Source organism: Ralstonia sp. 22086 (assembly GCF_052045975.1).
Classification (GTDB): domain Bacteria; phylum Pseudomonadota; class Gammaproteobacteria; order Burkholderiales; family Burkholderiaceae; genus Ralstonia; species Ralstonia wenshanensis.
Genome location: NZ_JBQEPZ010000001.1, coordinates 1362242 through 1385059, shown reverse-complemented (window position 1 = coordinate 1385059; position 22818 = coordinate 1362242). Strand labels below are relative to the sequence as shown.

The 22818-nt window shown below is 63.6% G+C and carries 20 protein-coding genes and 1 tRNA gene; 14 read left to right on the top strand and 7 right to left on the bottom strand.

The genetic code is table 11. The features are described from left to right. Positions 1 to 4: 4 nt before the first annotated feature. Positions 5 to 1213: an FAD-dependent oxidoreductase gene (locus ACTJK6_RS06500; protein ID WP_440838568.1), complete on the bottom strand. Its 1209-nt coding sequence runs from the start codon at positions 1211 to 1213 to the stop codon at positions 5 to 7. A gap of 119 nt (positions 1214 to 1332) precedes the next feature. Here ACTJK6_RS06500 and ACTJK6_RS06495 point away from each other — a divergent pair, with 119 nt between their 5' ends. From ACTJK6_RS06495 to ACTJK6_RS06485, 3 genes are all read left to right on the top strand, one after another. Next, complete coding sequence (locus tag ACTJK6_RS06495) at positions 1333 to 2256, top strand: LysR family transcriptional regulator (protein WP_440838567.1); 924 nt, start codon at positions 1333 to 1335, stop codon at positions 2254 to 2256. Positions 2257 to 2395: 139 nt separating this feature from the next. Beyond that, positions 2396 to 3730, top strand: coding sequence for an MFS transporter (locus ACTJK6_RS06490; RefSeq protein WP_440838566.1), 1335 nt, complete (start codon positions 2396 to 2398; stop codon positions 3728 to 3730). A 31-nt stretch (positions 3731 to 3761) separates the two neighbouring features. Continuing rightward, positions 3762 to 4748: a M14 family metallopeptidase gene (locus ACTJK6_RS06485; protein ID WP_440838565.1), complete on the top strand. Its 987-nt coding sequence runs from the start codon at positions 3762 to 3764 to the stop codon at positions 4746 to 4748. Here ACTJK6_RS06485 and ACTJK6_RS06480 read toward each other — a convergent pair. After that, positions 4745 to 5413, bottom strand: a complete 669-nt coding sequence (locus ACTJK6_RS06480; RefSeq protein WP_440838564.1) for a TetR/AcrR family transcriptional regulator — start codon at positions 5411 to 5413, stop codon at positions 4745 to 4747. The two genes, ACTJK6_RS06485 and ACTJK6_RS06480, sit on opposite strands and share 4 nt — an antisense overlap. A gap of 119 nt (positions 5414 to 5532) precedes the next feature. Here ACTJK6_RS06480 and ACTJK6_RS06475 point away from each other — a divergent pair, with 119 nt between their 5' ends. Next, complete coding sequence (locus tag ACTJK6_RS06475) at positions 5533 to 7071, top strand: flavin-containing monooxygenase (RefSeq protein ID WP_440838795.1); 1539 nt, start codon at positions 5533 to 5535, stop codon at positions 7069 to 7071. Positions 7072 to 7094: 23 nt separating this feature from the next. Further along, positions 7095 to 8051, top strand: coding sequence for an alpha/beta fold hydrolase (locus ACTJK6_RS06470; RefSeq protein WP_440838563.1), 957 nt, complete (start codon positions 7095 to 7097; stop codon positions 8049 to 8051). An 81-nt stretch (positions 8052 to 8132) separates the two neighbouring features. On the opposite strand, the gene ACTJK6_RS06465 is transcribed toward ACTJK6_RS06470, so the two are convergent. Both ACTJK6_RS06465 and ACTJK6_RS06460 read right to left on the bottom strand, forming a co-directional pair. After that, positions 8133 to 8209: transfer RNA gene (locus ACTJK6_RS06465), tRNA-Met, on the bottom strand. Positions 8210 to 8257: 48 nt separating this feature from the next. After that, positions 8258 to 9961: an MFS transporter gene (locus ACTJK6_RS06460; protein WP_322017706.1), complete on the bottom strand. Its 1704-nt coding sequence runs from the start codon at positions 9959 to 9961 to the stop codon at positions 8258 to 8260. A gap of 502 nt (positions 9962 to 10463) precedes the next feature. On the opposite strand from ACTJK6_RS06460, the gene ACTJK6_RS06455 reads away from it, so the two are divergent. The 4 genes from ACTJK6_RS06455 to ACTJK6_RS06440 all read left to right on the top strand — a co-directional run bounded on the left by ACTJK6_RS06455 (position 10464) and on the right by ACTJK6_RS06440 (position 15058). Further along, positions 10464 to 10772: a DUF485 domain-containing protein gene (locus ACTJK6_RS06455; protein WP_232042039.1), complete on the top strand. Its 309-nt coding sequence runs from the start codon at positions 10464 to 10466 to the stop codon at positions 10770 to 10772. Further along, positions 10769 to 12499 carry a cation acetate symporter gene (locus ACTJK6_RS06450; RefSeq protein WP_316868369.1) on the top strand — a complete coding sequence of 577 codons (1731 nt, stop codon included), beginning with the start codon at positions 10769 to 10771 and terminating at the stop codon, positions 12497 to 12499. Before ACTJK6_RS06455 ends, ACTJK6_RS06450 begins: the two co-directional genes overlap by 4 nt. A 65-nt stretch (positions 12500 to 12564) precedes the next feature. Then, positions 12565 to 14391 (top strand): DUF294 nucleotidyltransferase-like domain-containing protein, encoded by a 1827-nt coding sequence (locus tag ACTJK6_RS06445; RefSeq protein ID WP_440838562.1) that lies wholly within the window; start codon positions 12565 to 12567, stop codon positions 14389 to 14391. 16 nt (positions 14392 to 14407) lie between these two features. Further along, positions 14408 to 15058, top strand: coding sequence for a 3'-5' exonuclease (locus ACTJK6_RS06440; protein WP_260803024.1), 651 nt, complete (start codon positions 14408 to 14410; stop codon positions 15056 to 15058). An 8-nt stretch (positions 15059 to 15066) separates the two neighbouring features. On the opposite strand, the gene ACTJK6_RS06435 is transcribed toward ACTJK6_RS06440, so the two are convergent. From ACTJK6_RS06435 to ACTJK6_RS06425, 3 genes are read right to left on the bottom strand one after another with little or no spacing between them, the layout of a single operon-like run. After that, entirely contained in the window at positions 15067 to 15378 is a 312-nt protein-coding gene (locus ACTJK6_RS06435; RefSeq protein WP_232042043.1) for a sodium/substrate symporter small subunit, read from the bottom strand. Beyond that, positions 15375 to 16943, bottom strand: a complete 1569-nt coding sequence (locus tag ACTJK6_RS06430; RefSeq protein ID WP_232042044.1) for a sensor histidine kinase — start codon at positions 16941 to 16943, stop codon at positions 15375 to 15377. The genes ACTJK6_RS06435 and ACTJK6_RS06430 overlap by 4 nt, the downstream gene beginning before the upstream one ends. Beyond that, entirely contained in the window at positions 16936 to 17649 is a 714-nt protein-coding gene (locus ACTJK6_RS06425) for a response regulator (RefSeq protein ID WP_232042045.1), read from the bottom strand. The genes ACTJK6_RS06430 and ACTJK6_RS06425 overlap by 8 nt, the downstream gene beginning before the upstream one ends. Positions 17650 to 17914: 265 nt before the next feature. On the opposite strand from ACTJK6_RS06425, the gene recA reads away from it, so the two are divergent. The 5 genes from recA (at position 17915) to sucD (ending at position 22665) form a co-directional block, all read left to right on the top strand. Beyond that, complete coding sequence (recA, locus tag ACTJK6_RS06420; protein ID WP_232042046.1) at positions 17915 to 18973, top strand: recombinase RecA; 1059 nt, start codon at positions 17915 to 17917, stop codon at positions 18971 to 18973. Between the two features lie 96 nt (positions 18974 to 19069). Next, positions 19070 to 19549, top strand: a complete 480-nt coding sequence (gene recX / locus ACTJK6_RS06415) for a recombination regulator RecX (RefSeq protein ID WP_260803021.1) — start codon at positions 19070 to 19072, stop codon at positions 19547 to 19549. 286 nt (positions 19550 to 19835) lie between these two features. Beyond that, a complete protein-coding gene (locus ACTJK6_RS06410) occupies positions 19836 to 20462 on the top strand; it encodes a DUF2889 domain-containing protein (protein WP_232042048.1) in 627 nt (208 codons plus the stop codon). Between the two features lie 66 nt (positions 20463 to 20528). Beyond that, positions 20529 to 21695, top strand: coding sequence for an ADP-forming succinate--CoA ligase subunit beta (gene sucC / locus ACTJK6_RS06405; protein WP_092973140.1), 1167 nt, complete (start codon positions 20529 to 20531; stop codon positions 21693 to 21695). A gap of 88 nt (positions 21696 to 21783) precedes the next feature. Further along, positions 21784 to 22665, top strand: coding sequence for a succinate--CoA ligase subunit alpha (gene sucD, locus ACTJK6_RS06400; protein WP_116575903.1), 882 nt, complete (start codon positions 21784 to 21786; stop codon positions 22663 to 22665). Positions 22666 to 22818 lie beyond the last annotated feature (153 nt).

The following is a 22818-nucleotide window of genomic DNA, read 5'->3' as shown; positions in this document are numbered from 1 at the left end:
GGTGTCATGCCTGTGATTTTTCGCTGGCAGTCGTGGAAGCGGCGGCCGGGGCGAATGCGGCGTCGCGAGCGGGCGGTTCGGCCAGGCTGCGTTTCATCAGCCATGCAACACCCGGGATGCGCAAACCGGTGGCAAACACCACGTCTCGCATCCAGCCTCCATATTGAGACTGGAAGCATGGCGTAAGCGCACGGCTCAGCGTCTGATAGGCCTGCACGGTACGCAGACGACGGGCGTGATAGGCGAGGGCGCCATCGGTGGCGCCATGCGCGTGCACGCACGCTGCGATTGCCAGGGCATCTTGCGCGGCTAGCGTGGTTCCCAGACCGAGCTGCGGGCTCATGGCATGCGCGGCATCGCCGATCACGCAGTAGGGCGGTTTGGCCAGCGCGCGCGGCCATGTGTGGCGATAGACGGCAAAAGGCATGTCGTCGTGTGAGCCGATCTGCTCGACCATGGGCGCAGCTTGCGGCCACAGGCTCAACACATGCGCCTTCCACTGCGTGATGTCGGTCTGGCGCCAGGCGTTGACGGCATCGCTGGGCAGGCTCCAGAACATCGACAGGCGCGTGCGGCTGCCATCCACGTCAGTGGGCAGCAGGCCCATCATCTCGCGCGTGCCGCGAAAGCGCTGCTGCAGCACGCGCGGGTTCCAGCCATCTACCCATCCTTGGAACCACAGCGTGCCCCATCGGTAGGTGCTCGACGGGCCGGCCAGGCCTGCAGGTTCACGCAGCGCAGACGCCGCGCCATCGGCAATCACAAACAGGTCGAAGACCGATTCGCCCTGTTCGTGCATGACCCGCGCCCGTGGGCCATCAAGAAGCAACTGCTGGATCGCGCAACCAAAGTGGAATGATGCGCCCGCGTGCACGGCGGCGTCGTACAGCATGGATGACAGCGCGTGCCGCGTGACGGCGCGGCCGGGTGCATCGGCGTAGTCAATGTCGAGCAGCCGCCAGCCGCGATGGCTCAGACCGATCAGTCGGTCGACCGGCGCGCCGATACCCTCAAGCTCGCGGCCCACGCCGAGCGCCTCCAGCGCGCGGATGCCCTGCGGCTGGATCAGCAGGCCCGCGCCCATGGCGGTCAACTGCGGATGCTTTTCAAAGACGTGCACGTCGTGCCCATGACGGGCAAACGCGATGGCGGCGGCGAGGCCGGCGTTACCGGCGCCGGCAATGCCGATGGTCAGCGGGCGGGGTGCGGTCATGAAGCGTGGCAGATCGTTTGCTCAGGATGATAACGATACGGCACGCACGTTAAGGCTGTTCGTGCACGCTGCGGAGATAATGCGCAGACCTCACGCCCACCACACAAACCGGACGCGCCATGCAGATCAAATGGCTGGAAGACTTCAAGGAACTGGCCAAGACCCGCAGCTTCAGCCGCGCGGCCGAGAACCGCAACGTCACGCACCCCGCATTCGGCCGACGGATCAAGGCGCTGGAAGAATGGGTGGGCACCGCGCTGGTCGAGCGCAGCGAGCATCCGGTCACGCTCACAGCGGCGGGGCGCTTGTTTCTGGATGCGGCGGCCAATGCCGTCGACGGCCTGAACGATGCGCGCTTGCTGCTGCGCGAGGCGCAATTGCCCGTGGCGCTCAAGATCGGCACAGGGCGTACGCTGGCGCGCACCTTCGTCCCGGGCTGGTATGAAACGCTGGCACGCCAACGCGGCGTGTTTCCGCTTAGCGTGACGACGGGCGGCACGCAGGAGGGCGTCCTGGCACTTGCCGATGGCACCGTCGACCTGCTCATCGCCTACGCCAGCCCGCAGGCCGATGCGCTGCTCGATCCGCGCAAGTACGACCATTGCTTGCTGGGCAGCGAGACGCTCGTGCCGGTGAGCGCGCCCGACAAGCGCGGTCGCCCGCGCTTCACGCTGCCCGGTTCGGCCGCCGCGCCGCTGCCGTGGCTGGCCTTTGCGCGGGGGCTGACGTTGCGGCAGATGCTTGACAGCCATTTGGCTGCCGCCGATCGCAAGGCGCATCTGCAGCCCGTGTTTCAGGCCGATTTTTACGAGGCCGTGGAAGAGATGGCCCTGCGTGGATTCGGCATGGCTTGGCTGCCGTATCGCCTGGCCAAGCCGCACCTGAATGCGGGTGAACTCCGCCCCGCCGGCGATGATGCCTGGCACATCCACGTCAACATCCGCATGATGCGCGTGCGCAGCAACCAGAGCGCGCTGCTTGACGAGGTATGGCAACTGGCCGTTGACAAGGCCAACAACAACGCCCGCACCGACCTCGCCTGAGGCGCATCGCAAAAAGCCCAACCTTGTGCCGAAACGGCACAAGCCGCATCGGCGCGGCACCTAGACTCCTCCGCAACCTTCGCCCGCCAGCGCAATCCAGCAAAACAGGCGGACCGGCACAGACCACGGGGAGACAACCATGCCAGCGCACACCCTCAATGCGAGCGGCGCATCCACACGCGCCACCGACACCCATCGACATCCCGCGCCCTGGCGTGCCGTACTGGCAGCCAGCGTTGGCAACGCGCTCGAATACTACGATCTGCTGATCTATGGCTATTTCGCCATCACCATCGGCAAGCTGTTTTTCCCGACGGGCGATGCGTGGAGCTCGCTGATGCTCTCGGTCGGCACGTTTGGCGTGTCGTTCATCATGCGGCCGCTCGGTTCGATGGTGCTTGGCAGCTATGCAGACCGCGTGGGCCGCAAGGCCGCGCTGACGTGGTCGATCCTGCTGATGATGCTGGGCACGGCGATGATCGCGTTTGCACCGACGTATGCGTCGATCGGGCTGTGGTCGCCGGCCATCGTGATCGTGGCGCGCCTGCTGCAGGGTTTTTCGGCCGGCGGAGAATTCGGTTCGGCCACGGCGTTCATGATCGAGCACGCCGACGGCAAGCGCATGGGCTACAACGCGAGCTGGCAGGCCGCCACGCAGGGCCTTGCCACATTGCTGGCGGCAGGCTTGAGCGCATGGCTGACTTATGCGCTGACCACCGCCCAGGTGGAGTCATGGGGCTGGCGCGTGGCGTTTCTGTTCGGCTTGCTGATCGGCCCCATTGGCGTCTACATCCGCCGTCATACGCCGGAAACGCCGGAGTTCATGGCCATGCAGGCGGAAGCGCCAGCTGCGCTGCAGGAGCGCTCGCCGCTGCGCGACACGCTCACGCAGGGTCTGCCCGGACTGCTGCTGGGCGCGGGCGTGGTGGTGGCCGTCACCGCATTCAATTACGTGCAGAAGGTCTACATGCCGACCTATGCCATCAATCAACTCCACATTGCGACCAGTGCGTCGCTGGTCTGCACGATGATCACCGGCGCGATGCTGATGGTGATGGCGCCGGCGTTCGGGTTGCTGGCGGATCGTTTCGGCAGCATCCGCGTGGTGTCGATTGCGATGGTGGTGATTGCGCTGTCGACGTATCCCATGTTCGCCACGCTGGTCGCGCAACCGACGTTCTGGACGCTGCTGATCATGCAGGCGATTGTGGGCGTGCTGTTGGCCGCCATCCTGGCGCCGCTGCCGGCGCTCCTTGCCGACATCTTCCCGACGCGTACGCGCGGCACGGGGCTGGCGCTGAGCTACAACCTGTCGGTAACGATCTTCGGCGGGTTCTCACCGCTGATCGTTACGTGGCTGATTGGTGTTACGCACATCAAGACGTCGCCAAGTTTTTATGTGTTTGCGACCACGCTGATCAGCCTGGCTTCGCTGTGGATGCTGCGCGGGCGCGCTCGTGCGGACCGAACCTGAACAGACTTCTCGTCACACCGAAGGATTTCGCATGCTGACCCTGGAGGCGCTGCGCGCCACGCTGCCGGTCTACCCGATCGAGTTGCACAAGCCTGATATCCGCCGTTGGAAAGCCGGCACGCACGGCATTGATTACGTACATACGTTCGACAGCGGGATGCCTGGCCCGCACGTGATGATCAACGCGCTCACGCATGGCAATGAGCTGTGCGGGGCGATTGCGGTAGATGCGCTGCTGACGGCCGGCGTGCGGCCGGCGCGTGGCCGCCTCACGCTGTCCTTCGCCAATGTGGAGGCGTACGAGCGTTTCGATATCAACGATCCGGATGCCACGCGATTTATCGACGAAGACCTGAACCGCGTGTGGTCTGCCGACAAGCTCGACGGCCCCGGCAACACGCTGGAACTGCGTCGCGCGCGTGAGTTGCGCCCGGTGATCGACACGGTCGACTACCTGCTCGATATTCACTCGATGCACGAAAAGGCCGAACCGCTGATGCTGACTGGTCCGCATGCGAAAGGCGTCGCGTTGGGCCGGCAGGTCGGTGCGCCTTCGCACCTGATGATCGATGCCGGCCATGTTGCGGGCCGACGCCTGCGCGATTACGGCGGCTTTGGGGATGCCGCCAGCCCGAAGAACGCGCTGCTGATCGAATGCGGCCAGCACTTTGAATGCGCGAGCCGCGATGTGGCGCTAGACGCGTGCGCGCGTTTCCTGGTAGCGCTCGGCACCGTCGACCCATCGACGGTATCGGATTGGCTGGGGATTGCGCCCGCGCTGGATGTGCGATGTATTCGAGTGACGGATCCGGTGGTCGCCAAATCCACGGCGTTCCGCTTTGCCGACGACTATCGCGGTATGGAAACCGTTGAGCGCGCGGGCACCGTCATCGCCACCGATGGAGAACTGCAGATCATCACGCCGTACGATAACTGCGTGCTGCTGCAGCCGTCGCTGCGGCATCTGGCGCCCGGCGTCACCGTGGTCCGGCTGGGCAAGCCGGAAGGCACGGCTTAAGCGCCCAGCATGGCGCGCAACGTGCCGAGCACAACCTGCCGGCAGTTGCGCACCATCTTGTCTTCGGGATCGCGATAGCCTGTCAGAAGCCATGCTGCACCGACGTTGGTCAGGGCACCCACGAGCGCTAGACCGATGATGCGTTGATCGGCGCGCAGCCCGGCATCGTCGTCATTGTGGGTGCCGGGCAGTTGGGCATTCGCCATGATTTGCTTGCCGAACTCCAGCAGGTTGCGCTGGTAGGTCGCGTCCGTTTCCGGGCTTACGCCCATCACTTCCAGCAGCAGCACGCGCGCCGCGCAAGGGTCACGCAAGAAGGCGAAAAACGCGTGCAGGCCGGCGTCGATACGAGCTTCCAGCGTGCCTTGCGCAGCGGCGGTGGCTTCTGACACCTGGGCGCGCAGGTCTTCGGCATGTTGCTGGTAGGTCGCGCGCAGCAGCGCTTCGGTGCTGTCGAATGCGGCGTAAAAGTACCGGTCATTGAGCCTCGCTTCCTGGCAGATCGCCCGCACGGTGGCCTTCCGAAAACCCGCCGTGCCGAAGACGCGCGTGCCGGCGCGGATCAACGCATCCCGGCGTTCTGCAGCACGTGCTTCTGGCGCCACACCACCATACGGGCGGCCTTTCTTGGCGGGTGCGTCGGCCGTTTCAAGTGTTTTCTCCATTTCGCTATTTGACGTCAGGACGGCCAAAAATTAAAGTGGTGACGAATCACACCACATTTAGTGCGAAATTTGCCACGCCTGCCCCACGGCTGCAAACAGGAGACCGCATGGATACGACGATGGAGCGAAGCGCCAGCCCGGGCGCGCCCCGCAATCGGGCAACCGCACCCGATACAGACCTCGACGTGCTCATCGTCGGCGCGGGCCTCTCGGGCATCGGCGCGGCGTATCACCTGCGCGAGCGCTGCCCGTCGGCACGCTTCGCCATCCTTGAAGGGCGCGAAACCATCGGTGGCACGTGGGATCTGTTCCGCTATCCCGGCATCCGATCCGACTCCGACATGTTCACGCTCGGCTACAGCTTCCGGCCGTGGCATAGCAGCAAAGCCATTTCCGACGGCCAGACGATCCTCGATTACATCCGCGACACCGCACGCGTGTTCGGCATCGACAAATCGATCCGCTTCCGCCACAAGGTGACGGGCGCGAGTTGGGATTCCACCGCCGCGCGCTGGACCGTGCAAGCCCAGCGCAGCGATGGCGCCCGCGAGGAACCGGTGCAGTTCACCTGCAAGTTCCTCTACATGTGCAGCGGCTACTACGACTATGAAGAGGGTTACGCCCCGACGTGGCCCGAGATGGACGCGTTTCAGGGCCGAATTGTCCATCCGCAGCATTGGCCGAACGATCTGTCGTATGCCGGCAAGCGTGTGGTGGTGATCGGCAGCGGCGCCACGGCCGTCACGCTGGTGCCTGCGATGGCCGGCACCGCGCAGCAGGTGACGATGCTGCAGCGCTCGCCCACGTACATCGTCTCGCGGCCGGAGCAGGATGCCGTGGCCAACACATTGCGCCGCTGGTTGCCGTCCGGCCTCGCTCACCGGCTGGTGCGCACCAAGAACGTGCTGCTGACGATGTACTTCTACAGCCTCGCGCGTCGCAAGCCGAAGGCATTCAAAGACTTCATCATCCGCATGGCCGGCAAGCAGATCGGTCCTGGGTTCGACGTGCGCAAACACCTCACGCCGCGCTACAACCCGTGGGACCAGCGCTTGTGCCTCGTGCCGGACGGCGATCTGTTCAAGACGATCCGCGCGGGCAAGGCGTCGATTGCGACCGACGAGATTGCATGCTTCACGCCGACCGGCCTGCAGCTCAAGGGCGGAGAGCATCTGGATGCCGACGTGATCGTCACGGCCACGGGGCTCAAGCTGAAGGTGCTGGGCGGTGCGGCCATCACCGTCGACGGGCGTGCCGTGAACCTGGCCGAGACGGTGTCGTACAAGGGCATGATGTACAGCGGCGTACCGAACCTCGCGTCGTCGTTCGGCTATACGAATGCCTCGTGGACGTTGAAGGCCGAGCTGATTGCGCAGTACGTTTGCAGGCTGCTCAACCACATGCAGTCCAACGGGTTTGATACCTGCGTGCCGCGTCTGGACGACGAAGCCATGAGCCGCGAGCCCGCCGTCGATCTGACGTCCGGCTACATTCAGCGTGCCGCCGGCATCCTGCCCAAGCAGGGCGACAAGCAGCCGTGGAAGTCGTATCAGAACTACGCACGCGATCTGATGATGCTCAAGTTCGGCACACTCGCCGACAGCGCCATGCAGTTTGAACGCCGCGCCCAGCCGATCGGCGCGGCACAGCCCGCTTAACCGCCTGCCGCATCGGGGACACAATGACCAGCACCATTCTTGGCGTCATCGCATTTGCACTCCTGGCGCCTATTGCGTTCACTTTCTTTATCGCGCGCCGCGTCACAAAAGGGTTTCCGCCTGAAGGCAGGTTCATTGATGTCGGGGCAGACCGCGTGCATTACACCGATCGTGGCCAAGGCCCCGCCATCGTGTTCGTGCATGGCTTGTGCGGCAACCTGCGCAACTTTGCGTATCTGGATATGGATCGGCTGGCGCGCTCGCATCGCGTGATCGTGATCGATCGGCCGGGGGCAGGGCGGTCCGTGCGCGGGGCGGATTCGCCTGCCAACATCTACGCGCAGGCGCGCGTGGTCGCGCAGTGCATCGAGAAGCTTGGACTCGACAAGCCCGTGCTGGTGGGGCATTCGCTTGGTGGGGCGATTTCACTGGCGGTGGGGTTGAACCATCCGCACGTCGTTCGCCGGCTCGCGTTGATCGCGCCTCTCACGCACGCTGAGAGCGCACCGCCCGGTGCGTTCGGGGGCTTGGTGTTGCCGTCGCCGCTGGTGCGCAGGCTGGTGTCATGGACGCTTGCGATTCCCCTGTCGATCATCAATTCTCGCAAGGCGATCGCCGCGGTGTTCGCGCCTGAAACCATGCCGAGGGATTTCCCGTTCAAGGGCGGCGGCTTGCTGGGGCTGCGTCCGCACGTGTTCTATGCGGCATCGTCGGATCTCGTTTCTGCGCCGGAAGATCTGCCCGACATGGAACGCCGCTATGCCTCGATGACCGTGCCGGTTGACGTGCTGTACGGTCGCGGTGATCGCATCCTCAACGTCAAACGCCAGGGCGAAGCGCTCAAGCAGAAGCTCGATCGCGTGAACCTGCGCATCATTGACGGCGGCCATATGCTGCCCGTGACGCAGCCGGCGTTGACGACGGATTGGGTGTTGGCGGTTGCCGCTGCGGCGCCTGCGTACGCCGAGGCGCTTGCGTAGCCTGGGCCCTATGCGGGGCTAGGGACGCGCGGAAGCAGCAGAAAAGCAAAAAGCCCTGCCGAAGCAGGGCTTTTTGGTATTTGGTGGCGAATCAGGGACTCGAACCCCGGACCTGCGGATTATGATTCCGTCGCTCTAACCGACTGAGCTAATTCGCCGAAGAAGCGGGATTCTACCGTCTTCGGCGAATATGTCAACCCCCTGCGTCAGTCGTTGCGATAAATATCCACATCCTTGGTTTCACGCACGAACAGCACACCAATCACGAAGGTGATGGCCGCGATCCAGATCGGGTACCACAAACCGTGATAGATATTGCCGTTCTGGGCCACCAGGGCGAACGAGATGGTCGGCAGCAGGCCCCCGAACCAGCCGTTGCCGATGTGATACGGCAGCGACATCGACGAGTACCGGATGCGTGTCGGGAACATCTCCACCAGCATCGCCGCGATCGGGCCATAGACCATGGTCACGTAGATCACCAGGATCACCAGGATCACCAGCACCATGATCGTGTTCATCTGGGCGGGATCGGCCTTGGCCGGATAGTTGGCCGCCTTGAGCGACTCGCTCACCTGCTTCTTGAAGTCGGCGATCTTGGCCTTGCTCTCGGCGTCGAAGTTCTGGCCGTCTGCCGTGCGCGTGGCGTTGAGCGAGGTGATCTGCTTACCCGCGATCGACACCGAAGCGACCGTGCCGGCCGGGCCTTCCACCGTCTCGTAGCTGGCCGACGACTGCGCCAGCGTGCGCTTGGCGATGTCGCACGACGAGCGGAAGTCCACCTCGCGGGCGATCGGGCTGCCCTGGAACGAGCACTCCTTCGGGTCGACCGTGATGGTGATCTGCGCGGTCTGCTGGGCACGCTCCAGCGCCGGGTTGGCGTAGTGCGTGAGCGCCTTGAACAGCGGGAAGTAGGTCAGCACCGCCAGCAGGCAGCCGGCCATGATGATCTTCTTGCGGCCGATGCGGTCCGACAGCGAGCCGAAGAACACGAAGAACGGCGTGCCGATGGCAAGCGCCACGGCAATCAGCACGTTGGCCGTGAAGGCGTCGACCTTCAACACCTGCGTGAGGAAGAACAGCGCGTAGAACTGGCCCGTGTACCACACCACCGCCTGGCCGGCGGTCAGGCCGAGCAGCGCCAGGATCACGATCTTCAGGTTGCGCCATTGGCCGAAAGCTTCCGTCAGCGGGGCTTTGGAGGTCTTGCCCTCGGCCTTCATCTTCTGGAACGCGGGCGACTCGCTCATCGACAGACGGATGTACACCGACGTTGCCAGCAGCAGGATCGAAACCAGGAACGGGATGCGCCAGCCCCAGTCGTCGAACGCCTTGCCGGTCAGTTCACGCACGGCCAGGATGACGACCAGCGAGAGGAACAGGCCCAGCGTAGCCGTCGTCTGGATCCACGACGTGTAGGCACCGCGACGCCCGTGCGGCGCATGCTCGGCGACATACGTGGCAGCGCCACCGTACTCACCGCCCAGCGCCAGACCTTGCAGCATGCGCAGCGCGATCAGAATGACCGGTGCGGCAACGCCAATCGTGCCGTACGACGGAAGCAGACCGACGACGAATGTCGACGTACCCATGATGACGATGGTCACCAGGAACGTGTACTTGCGCCCGATCATGTCGCCCAGGCGGCCGAACACCAGCGCGCCGAACGGGCGCACCAGGAAGCCGGCGGCAAACGCCAGCAGTGCAAAGATGAAGCCCGCCGTGGGGTCCAGGCCCGAGAAGAACTGCTTGGCGATGATGGCCGCCAACGAGCCGTAGAGATAAAAGTCGTACCACTCGAACACCGTCCCCAGCGACGAAGCGAAGATGACCTTCTTCTCCTCCTTTGTCATGGGCGCGGGCTGTACACGCCCAGCGGGCGCGTTCGGTGCACTTTGCACGGTTGCCATGTTGTCTCCTGTTTTTTTCGTAGGTCGTCCCGCTGGGCACGGACATGACAACGCAAACGCTTTTCGCCCGCGGAAGTGTCAACGATTGTGGTAGCCGAAACTTACGGCGTTCTGACAGGCATGTGCTTTTCAATGCACGCGATCGGTGGCCGAGATTTCAAGAAAATCAAGCACTTGGACTCGCCTCGATCGTTCAGTGGGATGCGTGCGCTGCATCATCCGGGAGCCGCCTTGTGCCCGCAGTGCCAGCCGGTATGTGCGCCTCCTGCGAATGTGCATACGCACAAGATGCACGCGCGTTGCCACCGTCGTTTGGGGCGAAGGGACCCGGCCCGCGGCCCATTTGCCGCTGGACGTTGCGCACTGTTTCTTACGTTGTTTTGCGGCGCTAGGGAAAACCACTATCGCAGTAAACCGCCACCGGCGGCGTGAGTAAGAGTTCAGTCAGTTTCGCTATCCAGAATCGCCGCACACATTCCAAAAGCAAACCAGGAGACAGGCGATGCAGGATGGATTGGTAGGAAAAATCGAGGCGCATCCGAAATACGCGCAGCTCAAACAGCGGCGCAACAAGCTCGGAATCGTTCTGACAGTGCTGATGCTGGCTGTGTACTACGGCTACATCGCGCTGATCGCGTTCGATAAGGCGTTTCTCGCCAAGCCCGTGGGTACAGGCGTGATGAGCGTGGGCGTGCCCGTCGGTATGGCGGTCATCGTCTTCACCATCGTCATTACCGGCATCTACGTGCGCCGGGCCAACAGCGAATACGACCAACTGACGCAGGACATCTTGAAGGACGTCGCCAAATGAAGAAGATGCTTTCGATTCTGCTGGTGGCGCTGCTGGCCGCTGGCGCCTGCGGAGCGGCTCTGGCTGCCGGCGGCGATGTCGGACAGACCGCCAAGCAGGAAACCAACACCACGGCCATCGTGCTGTTTGCTGTGTTCGTGGCCGGCACGCTGTGGATCACGAAGTGGGCAGCCAAGCGTACGCGCTCCGCGGCAGATTTCTATACGGCGGGCGGTGGTATCACCGGTTTCCAGAATGGCCTGGCCATCTCGGGCGACTACATGTCGGCAGCGTCCTTCCTGGGCATTTCGGCGGCCGTGATGACCTCCGGCTACGATGGCCTGATCTATTCCATCGGTTTTCTGGTCGGCTGGCCGATCATCACGTTCCTGATGGCCGAGCGGCTGCGCAACCTCGGCAAGTTCACCTTTGCGGACGTGGCGGGCTACCGGTTTGAGCAAGGCCCCATCCGCAGCTTTGCCGCAGTTGGCACGCTGGTGGTGGTGGCGTTCTATCTGATCGCGCAGATGGTCGGTGCAGGCCAGCTCATCAAGCTGCTGTTTGGGCTGGATTACTGGATCGCGGTGGTCATCGTGGGCGCGTTGATGATGGTCTACGTGCTTTTTGGCGGTATGACCGCAACCACCTGGGTGCAGATCATCAAGGCGTGCATGCTGCTGGCCGGCGTGACCTTCATGGCGATCATGGTGATGGCGCAGTACGGCTTCAGCCTGGAAGCGCTGTTCGCCAAGGCCGTGCAGGTCAAGACGGCCATTGCAGCCAATGCCGGCAAATCGCCCGATGAGGCAGCCAAGATCGGTCTGTCTGTGATGGCGCCGGGCGGCTTCATCAAGGATCCGATCTCGGCCATCTCGTTCGGCATGGCGCTGATGTTTGGCACCGCTGGTCTGCCGCACATCCTGATGCGTTTCTTCACGGTGCCCGATGCCAAGGAAGCACGCAAATCGGTCTTCTGGGCAACCACCTGGATCGGCTACTTCTACATCCTGATCTTCATCATCGGCTTTGGTGCGATCACGCTGGTCTTGACGAACCCGGAACTGTCTGACGTGGCCAAGGGCGTCATCAAGGGCGGCGCGGGCACGGCCAACATGGCAGCGGTGCTGGTGGCCAAGACGGTCGGCGGCGATGTGTTCTACGGCTTCATTTCGGCCGTGGCATTTGCAACGATCCTTGCGGTGGTGGCGGGTCTCACGCTGTCGGGCGCTTCGGCGGTGTCGCATGATCTCTACGCTACGGTCTTCAAGCACGGCAAGGCCAACAGCGCAGATGAACTGAGGGTGTCGCGCATCACCACGCTGGTGCTCGGCGTGATTGCCGTGTTGCTCGGGATCGCTTTCGAGAAACAGAACATCGCGTTCATGGTGTCGCTGGCGTTTGCGGTGGCGGCGTCGGCCAACTTCCCGGTGTTGTTCCTCTCGATGCTGTGGAAGGGCTGCACCACGCGCGGTGCGGTCATTGGCGGGTTCCTCGGGCTGATCTCGTCGGTGGGTTTGACGATCGTTTCGCCGTCGGTGTGGGAAGCCACGCTCGGTTATCCGAAGGGCTCGGCGTGGTTCCCGTACACGTCGCCCGCGCTGTTCTCGATGACGATCGGCTTCGTGGGCGTGTGGCTGTTCTCGGTGCTCGATAGCAGCGTTCGCGCCAAGAACGAGAAGGCGTCGTTCGCCGCGCAGCAGGTTCGCTCTGAAACGGGCCTCGGTGCGGCTGGCGCATCGGGCCACTGATCGGCGATTCGCCACGCTGACGGGAGGCGGGTGACGCGATTGCATCGCCCGCCTTCAAGGCAACCATGCCCAGCGCTTTCAACTTCACCGTCTGGCCGTTCGACTGCCTCAACCAGGACGAGCAGCGCCTGGTGCGCGATGCCGTCGACATCGGCTACTACCCGCAAGGGCAAATCATCCTCGATACGGGTGCCGCACCGCTGCACCTGTTCTTGATCATCAAAGGCCGCGTCGCCCAGTACGACGGCGACGAGCTGATCGCTACCTATGGACCCGACGATTGCTTTGACGGCCGGGCGCTGGTAGCCGGCAAGGCGAGCAGCCGCTTCGTCGCGGCTGAAGAAGTCGTCGTCTATCAGGTTGCGCGCCAGGCGGTGCGTGACCTCATTGCGGCCAACGCCACCTTTGGCGCGCTGCTGTTCTCGGACCTTGGCAGTAAGCTGAGCGCCATTGCACAGCGGCAGAGCATGGAGACGATGCAGTCGCTGGCCGTCTCGCATGTGAGCGATGCCTTCATCCGGCCCGCCCATTTTGTGGATGCCGCCACCGACGTAGTCTCCGTGGTCAAGCTGTTCCAGGCACACAACACTTCCAACGTGCTCGTGCGTGATGGCACGAGCAGCCCGCCGCGCGTGGGGATCTTCACACGCAGTTCCTTGCAGCGCGCCGTCCTGCAGGCCGTACCGCTGGATCGGCTGCCGGTCGGGCAGATGAGCCAGTTCTCGCTCATTACCGTGCCGGCCTCCGCGCAGATCGGCGACGCCCTGACACTGATGCTGCGCCATCGCGTTCACCGGCTCGTCGTCACGCAGGGGGACGACATTCTCGGTTTGCTCGAATCGCTGGATGTATTCAGCTTCCTGGCCAATCACTCGTATCTGCTGACGGTGCAGATCAACCTCGCCCAGGACTTGGCCGCGCTCGCGCAGGTGGCCGCGCAGATCACGCGGATGGTCGCGCTGCTCACCCGTGGCGGCTCGCGCATTGACCACGTTGCCAGCCTCGTGCGCGAAATCAACGCCCGCCTGTTTGAACGCGCCTGGCAGATGATCGCCCCCCGGGAACTGGTGGAAAACAGTTGCCTGTTCGTCATGGGCAGCGAGGGGCGCGGGGAGCAACTGCTCAAGACCGATCAGGACAATGCGCTGGTGCTGCGCGATGGCTACGTGCCTCCCGCTGATCTGCAGCGCATCGTCACGCGCTTCTCCGATGCGCTGGCCGCGTTCGGCTATCCGCCTTGCCCGGGCGGCATCATGCTCAGCCGGCCCGAGTGGTGCATGAGCGCGAGCGACTTTGCGCGACGCATTCGCGAATGGCTGATCCTGCCGAGCCCCGAGGGCTTGATGCATCTGGCCATCTTTTTCGATGCGCATGCGGTGTGCGGCGATGCCGCCTTGCTCAAACAACTGCGGCGGACGCTGCTGGAACTGACGATCGACAATGACGCGGTACTTGGCCGCTTTGCCGCTGCCATTGAAGCCTTCAGTGCCGCGCCAGGTTGGCGGGATCGCCTGCTCGGGTTTGGCGATTCCGACCCAGTGCTCGACGTAAAGAAGGAGGGCATCTTCCCAATCGTCCACGGGGTGCGCAGCCTTGCGCTGGCCCACCGCATACTCGACGAGACCGGCACTGTGCCGCGCCTGGATGCATTGGTGCGCGCCGAGGCCATCGACGCGCACATGGCTGCCGAGTTGAGCGAGAGCCTGCATTTCCTGATGACGCTGCGGCTCAAGGCCGGGCTGGCGGAAATCGATACGAATCAACCGGTGTCGTGCGACGTGCACCTGTCGCGCCTGTCGTCGTTGGAGCGCGATCTGCTCAAGGATGCGCTGAGCACCGTCAAACGCTTCAAGGCGCTGCTGCGGCAGCGCTGGCGGACCGAGTGGATGTGAAGATGGACGGGCAGTCATGAATGGACGGCTCTCCGACTGGCTGCAGGCACTGCAACGGCGGCGCCAGTTGCGCAGGTTGCGCGATCCGGCGTTTCGCTTCCTGTTCGAGGCCCCGCCACCAGACGAGTGGGTCGCGCTCGATTGCGAGACCACTGGCCTGAACGTGCGCACCGACGAGATCATCTCCATCGGCGCCGTCCGTATCGTCGGCAATCGCATTCTGACCAGCCAGCGCCTGGAATTGCTGATCAGGCCGCGCGGGGAGATGCGCGCAGATAGCATCTGCGTGCATCGTCTGCGCAACCGCGACCTGGACAGCGGTGTATCGATCGAGCAGGCCGTTCATGCACTGCTGCACTTCATCGGCAGCCGGCCATTGGTGGGTTACTACCTTGAGTTCGACGTGGCAATGCTCAATCGGGTGGTGGCGCCCATGCTTGGCATCGGCTTGCCGCAGCCCAAGATTGAAGTCTCTGCCCTGTATTACGACTATCAGTTCCGGCAGCTGCCGCCGTATCGGCAACAGGGCGACCCCGATCTGGATCTGCGCTTCGCCACTGTCATGAAGGGATTGGACTTGCCGACCTGGGACGCGCACGACGCGCTTAACGACGCGGTGATGGCGGCGTTGGCCTTTGTGAAGCTCCGCCATCTGGGTGCCGCGTAACGTCCGGGTCAGATGGACGGCGGATGGGATGACTTAGATGCCTCGCCTTGCGCCGTTTCGTCGTCTTGTGTGGCTGCATCCGCAGCGCGGTTGGTGCGCCACGCATAGAGGACTGTAATCAGCACATACACGATGGGCGCACCCTGTGCGCCGACCCAGTAGGCGAACGTCCAGTCCGAGTTGAAGAAGTGCGTCGACAGGTCGCGCGCAAAGAACGCGACCACGAACGTCACCACAAACCACACCGCGAGCAGCGCCGCGATCCAGCGCATGTTGGTAATCCACCGGCGGCGCGCCGGGGTTCCGGGCGTAATGCTCATGCGTTGGTTTCCTCGCCCCGCGAGCAGAGGTGCAACGTAATGCGAAAGCGCGCCCCCGCCAGCCGCGGTGACGCCTGGTACACGTTGTCGAGCACCTCGATGTCGCCGCCATGCTGCTGCACGATCTCGCGCACGATGGCCAGGCCGAGCCCGCTGCCCTCGGCTTGTGTGCCGAGAATGCGGTAGAAGCGCTGCATCACGCGTTCGCGCTCGGCCACCGGGATGCCGGGGCCGGTGTCGTCCACGTCGATGAAGACAAACGGCTCGAATGGCGCCGTAGTCACGCGCACGGTGACATGTCCGCCGTCGGGCGTGTAGCGGATCGCGTTGTCGAGGAGGTTGTTGAGCATCTCGGCGAGCATCGTCGCATTGCCCGAAATCATGACCGGCGGCCCCGGCTCCTCAAAACCGAGATCGATCTGCTTGGCCCACGCCTTGGGCAGCCAGTCGGCCACCACCTGGCGCGACAGCGCGCAGATATCCAGCGGCACCAGACCGTCGGTCGCGCCCATGTTCTCCATGCGTGCCAGCGAGAGCAACTGCTTGACGAGGTGCGCCGTGCGATCCGAACTGTCGGCGATATGCGCGAGCGTGCGGCGCAGTTCATCGGGCGATTGTTCGCGCTGGGCCAGCTCGGCCTGCATGCGCAGCCCGGCCAGCGGCGTCTTCATCTGATGCGCGGCATCCGCAATGAAGCGCTTCTGCGTATGCACCGATTGCTCCAGCCGCCCCAGCAGATCATTGAACGACGCTACCAGCGGCGTCAGCTCCTGGGGCGCGGCGCCTTCATCGATGGGGCTGGTGTCGCCCGGGTTGCGCGCGCGAATGCGTTCCTGAATCGCATTGAGCGGCGCCAGCCCGCGCGTGAGGCCGAACCACACCAGTATCACCGCCAACGGCAGGATCACGAACTGCGGCAGGATCACGCCCTTGATGATTTCGTTGGCGAGTTGCGCGCGCTTGTCGAGCGTCTCCGCCACCTGCACCAGCGCGGGCTTGCCGTCGGAGCCCGGCCGCTGCACGAAGGTATATGCAACACGAATCTCTGCGCCGTGGATGTGGTCGTCGCGCAGTTGCACGAGGCCACCGGCGTTGGCGTCTTCTTCGGGCGGCAGCGGGAGGTCGCGATCACCCGAGACAAACTCACCGTTGGTGCCGAGCACCTGGTAGTAGATGTTGTCGGTTTCGTCGGCACGCAAAATTTCGCGCGCCGAGATCGGCAGTTGCAGCGTCACGCGTCCATTCACCTCGCGCAGTTGCTGGCTGAGCACGATCGCGCTCGATTCCAGCGCGCGGTCATATGGCGCATTCGCAATCGACTTGGCCACCAGGTACGTCACCGCAATGCTCATCGGCCACAGCAACAGCAGCGGCGCGAGCATCCAGTCGAGAATTTCGCCGAAGAGGGATCGGGCGACGGGCCGCGTGGCGTCGTCTTCGAGGTGGGGGAGGGTGTCGGCGAGGTCGCTGTCCTCGTCACGGCCATTGGGCCCGGGCGCCGCATCGCCGCGCTCGCGCAGCGACGCGCGATGCCGACGCCACGGCCAGGCCAGCCGATCACCCATGGGCAGCTGTCGCGGTGGTGGTCGTTGGGGTGGCCATGCGTTCCAGGCAATAGCCCAGCCCGCGCACGGTCGCGATGCGGATGCCTTCCACCTCGATCTTCTTGCGCAGCCGGTGGATGTAGACCTCAATGGCGTTGTTGCTGACTTCCTCGCCCCAGCCGCACAGGTGGTCGACCAGTTGCTCTTTCGACACCAGGCGGCCGACGCGCGCCAGCAGAATCTCCAGCAGCCCGATCTCGCGCGCCGACAGTTCCACCACCTGATCGTGGATATAGGCGATGCGCCCGACCTGGTCGAACGCCAGCGGCCCATGGCGCACGAGCGTGGCGCCGCCGCCGGTGCCGCGCCGCACCAGCGCACGCACGCGCGCTTCCAGCTCGGATAGCGCGAACGGCTTGGCCATGTAATCGTCGGCGCCCAGGTCCAGGCCCTTGACGCGTTCTTCCACACTGTCGGCGGCGGTCAGGATCAGCACCGGCAGCATGGCCCCGCGCGAGCGCAGGCGTTTGAGGACCTCCAGCCCCGACATGCGCGGCAGGCCCACGTCGAGAATCAGCAGATCATAGGTCTGTGCCGTCTGCGCGGACAGAGCCGCGTCGGCAGTCGCCCCATCGGAGGCTTGGTCGACGGCGTAACCCGCCTGGCGTAGCGAGCGTGTGAGCCCGTCAGCCAGCGTGGCGTCGTCTTCGGCAATCAGGATGCGCATGCGTGTCTCCCCGCGATGCCGGGCAAGATGTCTTGCCCATCCCGCCCGCTACATTGTTTTCGCGCGACATATGTTCTGGAGACTTGTCAAAACCACTGGTTTTTTATACAGTACTCCGAATTCGCGGTGCTGTAGTCTTGGCGGCGCTAAAGTCATGGAATGGGTCGCGTCGGGGCAATCAGCCAGCGGCCCGTTGTTGCAGGCAACCGCTGGAATCGCAAGCCCTTGCGGCCCATTTATACACCAATTTGCACGAAGGACGACCATGGAAGACGGTAAGAAGGCAGCCGCGATGAGCGCGGAAAAGCAGAAGGCGCTGGCTGCCGCGCTCGCGCAGATCGAAAAGCAGTTCGGCAAGGGCTCCATCATGAAGATGGGCGACGCCGAGGTCGAGCCGGTCCAGGTCGTGTCGACGGGTTCGCTGGGGCTGGACGTGGCGCTGGGCGTTGGCGGCCTGCCGCGCGGCCGCGTCATTGAAATCTACGGTCCGGAATCGTCGGGCAAGACCACGCTGACACTGCAAGTGGTTGCCGAGATGCAGAAGCTGGGCGGTACTTGCGCCTTCATCGACGCAGAACATGCGCTTGACGTCACTTATGCTGACAAGATTGGCGTCAGCGTGCCGGACTTGCTGATCTCCCAGCCGGACACGGGTGAACAGGCCCTGGAAATCGCCGATGCGCTGGTGCGTTCGGGCTCGGTCGACCTGATCGTCATTGACTCGGTGGCCGCGCTGGTGCCGAAGGCTGAAATTGAAGGCGAAATGGGCGACGCGTTGCCTGGCCTGCAGGCCCGTCTGATGAGCCAGGCGCTGCGCAAGCTGACCGGCACCATCAAGAAGACCAATTGCATGGTCATCTTCATCAACCAGATCCGCATGAAGATCGGCGTGATGTTCGGCTCGCCGGAAACGACCACGGGTGGTAACGCGCTCAAGTTCTACGCTTCGGTGCGTCTGGACATCCGCCGCATCGGCTCGATCAAGAAGGGCGACGACGTGGTCGGCAACGAGACCAAGGTCAAGGTCGTCAAGAACAAGGTGGCGCCGCCGTTCCGCGAGGCCATCTTCGACATCCTGTATGGCCAGGGCGTGTCGCGCGAGGGCGAAATCATCGACCTCGGTGTGGAAGCCAAGATTGTTGAAAAGTCCGGCGCCTGGTACAGCTACGGCGGCGAGCGCATCGGCCAAGGCCGCGACAACTGCCGTGAATACCTGCGTGAGAACCCCGACCTTGCCCGCGACATCGAAAACAAGGTTCGCGAAGCACTGGGCGTGACGCCGATGGGCGCCATCGCAGTGGCCGAGGAAGTCGGAGAAGAGTAATTGGGTTGGCCGTCGACGCAGATCGACGGCTCTATCGAGCTTCATACGCCTGCCGTCCCCCAACGGTGGGCGTTTTCTTTTTGAGCCTGGAACCGTATGCCGTTGCCGCGCCCACCGTTATCGCTCAAGGCTCGTGCGCTGGGCTATCTGTCTCGGCGCGAGCACAGCCGCATCGAATTGCGCCGTAAGCTGGCTCCGCACGCCGCATCCGCCGAGGAGGTCGACGCGCTGCTGGATTGGCTGGAAGGCGAGAACTGGCTCTCCAACACACGGTTTGCCGAAAGCATGGTGCACCGCCGCGCAGGTCGCTACGGTACAGCGCGCTTGATGCAGGAGCTGAAAACGCATCAGCTGGGCGCAGAGACGCTCGGCGAGGTCAAGGCCCAACTGCAAAGCACGGAAGCGGCACGGGCGAAAGCCCTGTGGGAAAAGCGCTTCGGCCGCCCACCGGCCGACTTGGCCGAACGGGCCAAGCAGGTGCGATACATGATGGCGCGTGGATTCTCCAGGGCCGTAGTCTCGCGCATCATTGCAGGCGCCGATGAACTGCTCGAAGATGGGGACGGGGCGGACTGAATACTGTCGATCTTGCAACAATTCGTCCGGACAATTCATTTGTGTGCGGATCGCGCGAGTTGCACCTCTCGGGGTTGTTGCAATCACTTTCACACTGCATTGCAGCACGCGACCTGCCTGGTCGTGGCGACGTGTTAAAATCCAAGTCTTTGATATCGCCCTCAATTCCGGTTGCCGGGCGGTAGTGTTCGTGTGTGGCGGCTGATGCGCTGCTACATACGTCCTGCAGGCGATGCGCGAGATCCGCGTGCGCCGCCTCCATCGGTCCTATCGGTCTGTCTGGTCCATGCCTCTGTCTGCCCCCGTCCCGCGCGTCATGCGCCACCGCCGTGCCATCACGGTGGAGGCCTATTTGCGGGAAGACGGCTTGTGGGACATCGAAGCGCGCCTGACCGACACCAAACCACGCGACATCCCCCTGGCCAGCGGCGGCGTGCGCCCCGAGGGCCAGCCGCTGCATGACCTGTGGCTGCGCGTGACGATCGATACCCGCATGAACGTCGTGGATGCCGAAGCGTGTTCCGACTGGGTGCCGTACCCCACACATTGCGACACGATTGGCCCCGCCTACCGAAAGCTCATCGGCCTGAACCTGATGAAGGGATTTCGAAAGGCCTCGCGTGAGAGACTTGGCGGCGTGGCGGGTTGTACGCACCTGACTGAGCTGTGTGGCGTGCTGCCGACCGCCGCCATCCAGGCCTTCGCGGGCGACGTCTTCCCGGTGCGCGACAACTCGAACGACCTCCGGCCTGTGGAGCCCGGTGAAAAGCCGCCTTATCAACTCCACGGCTGCCATGCCCTGCACCTTGAGGGCGAGGTGGTCCGCAAGCATTACCCGCGCTGGTTTGCATATCAGCCCGAAGCCAAGATCCAACCGCCACCCACCGAACTGTCGCCTGAGCCCTCGTCCTGAAGGGCACCGCGCTGTTCGCGTTTTCAATACTCATCACACTCACTCTGCCTAGCAAAGGAAACACGCATGAATATCCATGAGTACCAAGGCAAGGAAATCCTGCGCAAATACAATGTGCCGGTTCCGCGCGGCATTCCGGCCTTCTCGGTCGACGAGGCTATCAAGGCCGCAGAAACCCTGGGCGGCCCGGTGTGGGTCGTGAAGGCGCAGATTCATGCGGGCGGCCGTGGCAAGGGCGGCGGCGTGAAGGTGGCCAAGAGCATGGAGCAGGTCAAGGAATACGCCAGCAGCATCCTGGGCATGACGCTGGTGACGCACCAGACCGGTCCGGAAGGCAAGCTGGTCAAGCGTCTGCTGATCGAAGAAGGCGCGGACATCAAGAAGGAACTGTACGTGTCGCTGGTGGTGGACCGTGTGTCGCAGCAGGTCGCGCTGATGGCCTCGAGCGAAGGCGGCATGGACATCGAAGAAGTCGCAGAATCGCACCCGGAAAAAATCCACACGCTTCTGATCGATCCGCAAGCCGGCCTGCAAGACGCCCAGGCTGACGACATCGCCCGCAAGATCGGCGTGCCCGACGCGAGCGTGCCGCAAGCCCGTCAAGCCCTGCAGGGCCTGTACAAGGCATTCTGGGAAACCGACGCTTCGCAAGCTGAAATCAACCCGCTGATCCTGACCGGCGACGGCAAGGTCATCGCGCTGGACGCCAAGTTCAACTTCGATTCGAACGCGCTGTTCCGTCACCCGGAAATCGTTGCCTACCGCGATCTGGATGAAGAAGACCCGGCTGAAATCGAAGCCTCGAAGTTCGACCTGGCCTACATCTCGCTCGACGGCAACATCGGTTGCCTGGTGAACGGCGCCGGCCTGGCCATGGCCACGATGGACACCATCAAGCTGTTCGGTGGCGAGCCGGCCAACTTCCTCGATGTGGGCGGCGGTGCCACCACTGAGAAGGTGACCGAAGCCTTCAAGCTGATGCTGAAGAACCCGGACGTGAAGGCCATTCTGGTCAACATTTTCGGCGGCATCATGCGTTGCGACGTGATCGCCGAAGGCGTGATCGCGGCGGCGAAGGCTGTGTCGCTGTCGGTGCCGCTGGTCGTGCGCATGAAGGGCACCAACGAAGACCTCGGCAAGAAGATGCTGGCTGACTCGGGTCTGCCCATCATTGCCGCAGACACGATGGCAGAGGCCGCCGAGAAGGTCGTGGCCGCAGCCGCCGGCAAGTAAGCCGCCCGCTGACCCAACCATACGCGAACGCGAGTTGCGCCCGCTGCTGAGTACGTCGGCGCGGCTCGCTGCATAAAAGGATTACAGCATGTCGATTCTGATCAACAAAGATACCAAGGTCATCACCCAGGGGATTACCGGCAAGACCGGCCAGTTCCACACCCGCGGCTGCCGCGATTACGCCAACGGCAAGAACTGCTTCGTCGCAGGCGTGAACCCGAAGAAGGCCGGCGAAGACTTCGAAGGCATTCCCATCTACGCAACCGTCAAGGACGCCAAGGCCCAGACCGGCGCGACCGTGTCGGTGATCTACGTGCCGCCCGCAGGCGCCGCTGACGCCATCTGGGAAGCTGTCGAAGCCGAACTTGACCTGGTGGTTTGCATCACCGAAGGCATCCCCGTGCGCGACATGATGATGGTCAAGGACAAGATGCGTAAGGCCGGCAGCAAGACGCTGCTCCTGGGCCCGAACTGCCCGGGCCTGATCACGCCGGACGAAATCAAGATCGGCATCATGCCGGGCCACATCCACCGCAAGGGCCGCATCGGCGTGGTGTCGCGCTCGGGCACGCTGACGTACGAAGCCGTGGGTCAGCTGACCGCGCTGGGCCTGGGCCAATCGTCGGCAGTCGGTATCGGCGGCGACCCGATCAACGGTCTGAAGCACATCGACGTGATGAAGATGTTCAACGACGATCCGGAAACGGACGCCGTGGTCATGATCGGTGAGATCGGCGGTCCGGACGAAGCCAACGCGGCTTACTGGATCAAGGACAATATGAAGAAACCGGTGGTTGGCTTCATCGCTGGCGTGACCGCGCCTCCGGGCAAGCGCATGGGCCACGCCGGCGCGCTGATCTCGGGCGGTGCCGACACCGCGCAAGCGAAGCTCGACATCATGGAAGCCTGCGGCATCAAGACCACCAAGAACCCGTCGGAAATGGCACGTCTGCTCAAGGCGATGCTGTAATCGGCAAGGTTTGAGGTTATGCGAGAACGGGAGGCCTGGCCTCCCGTTTTTGTTTGGTCGCGACGCAGCATGCGATCCAGGCACGACATGTGTATAAGCAAACAAGATGCTGCAAGCGGGCCCACCGCAAGCCCACCCCAAGGACATCTACGA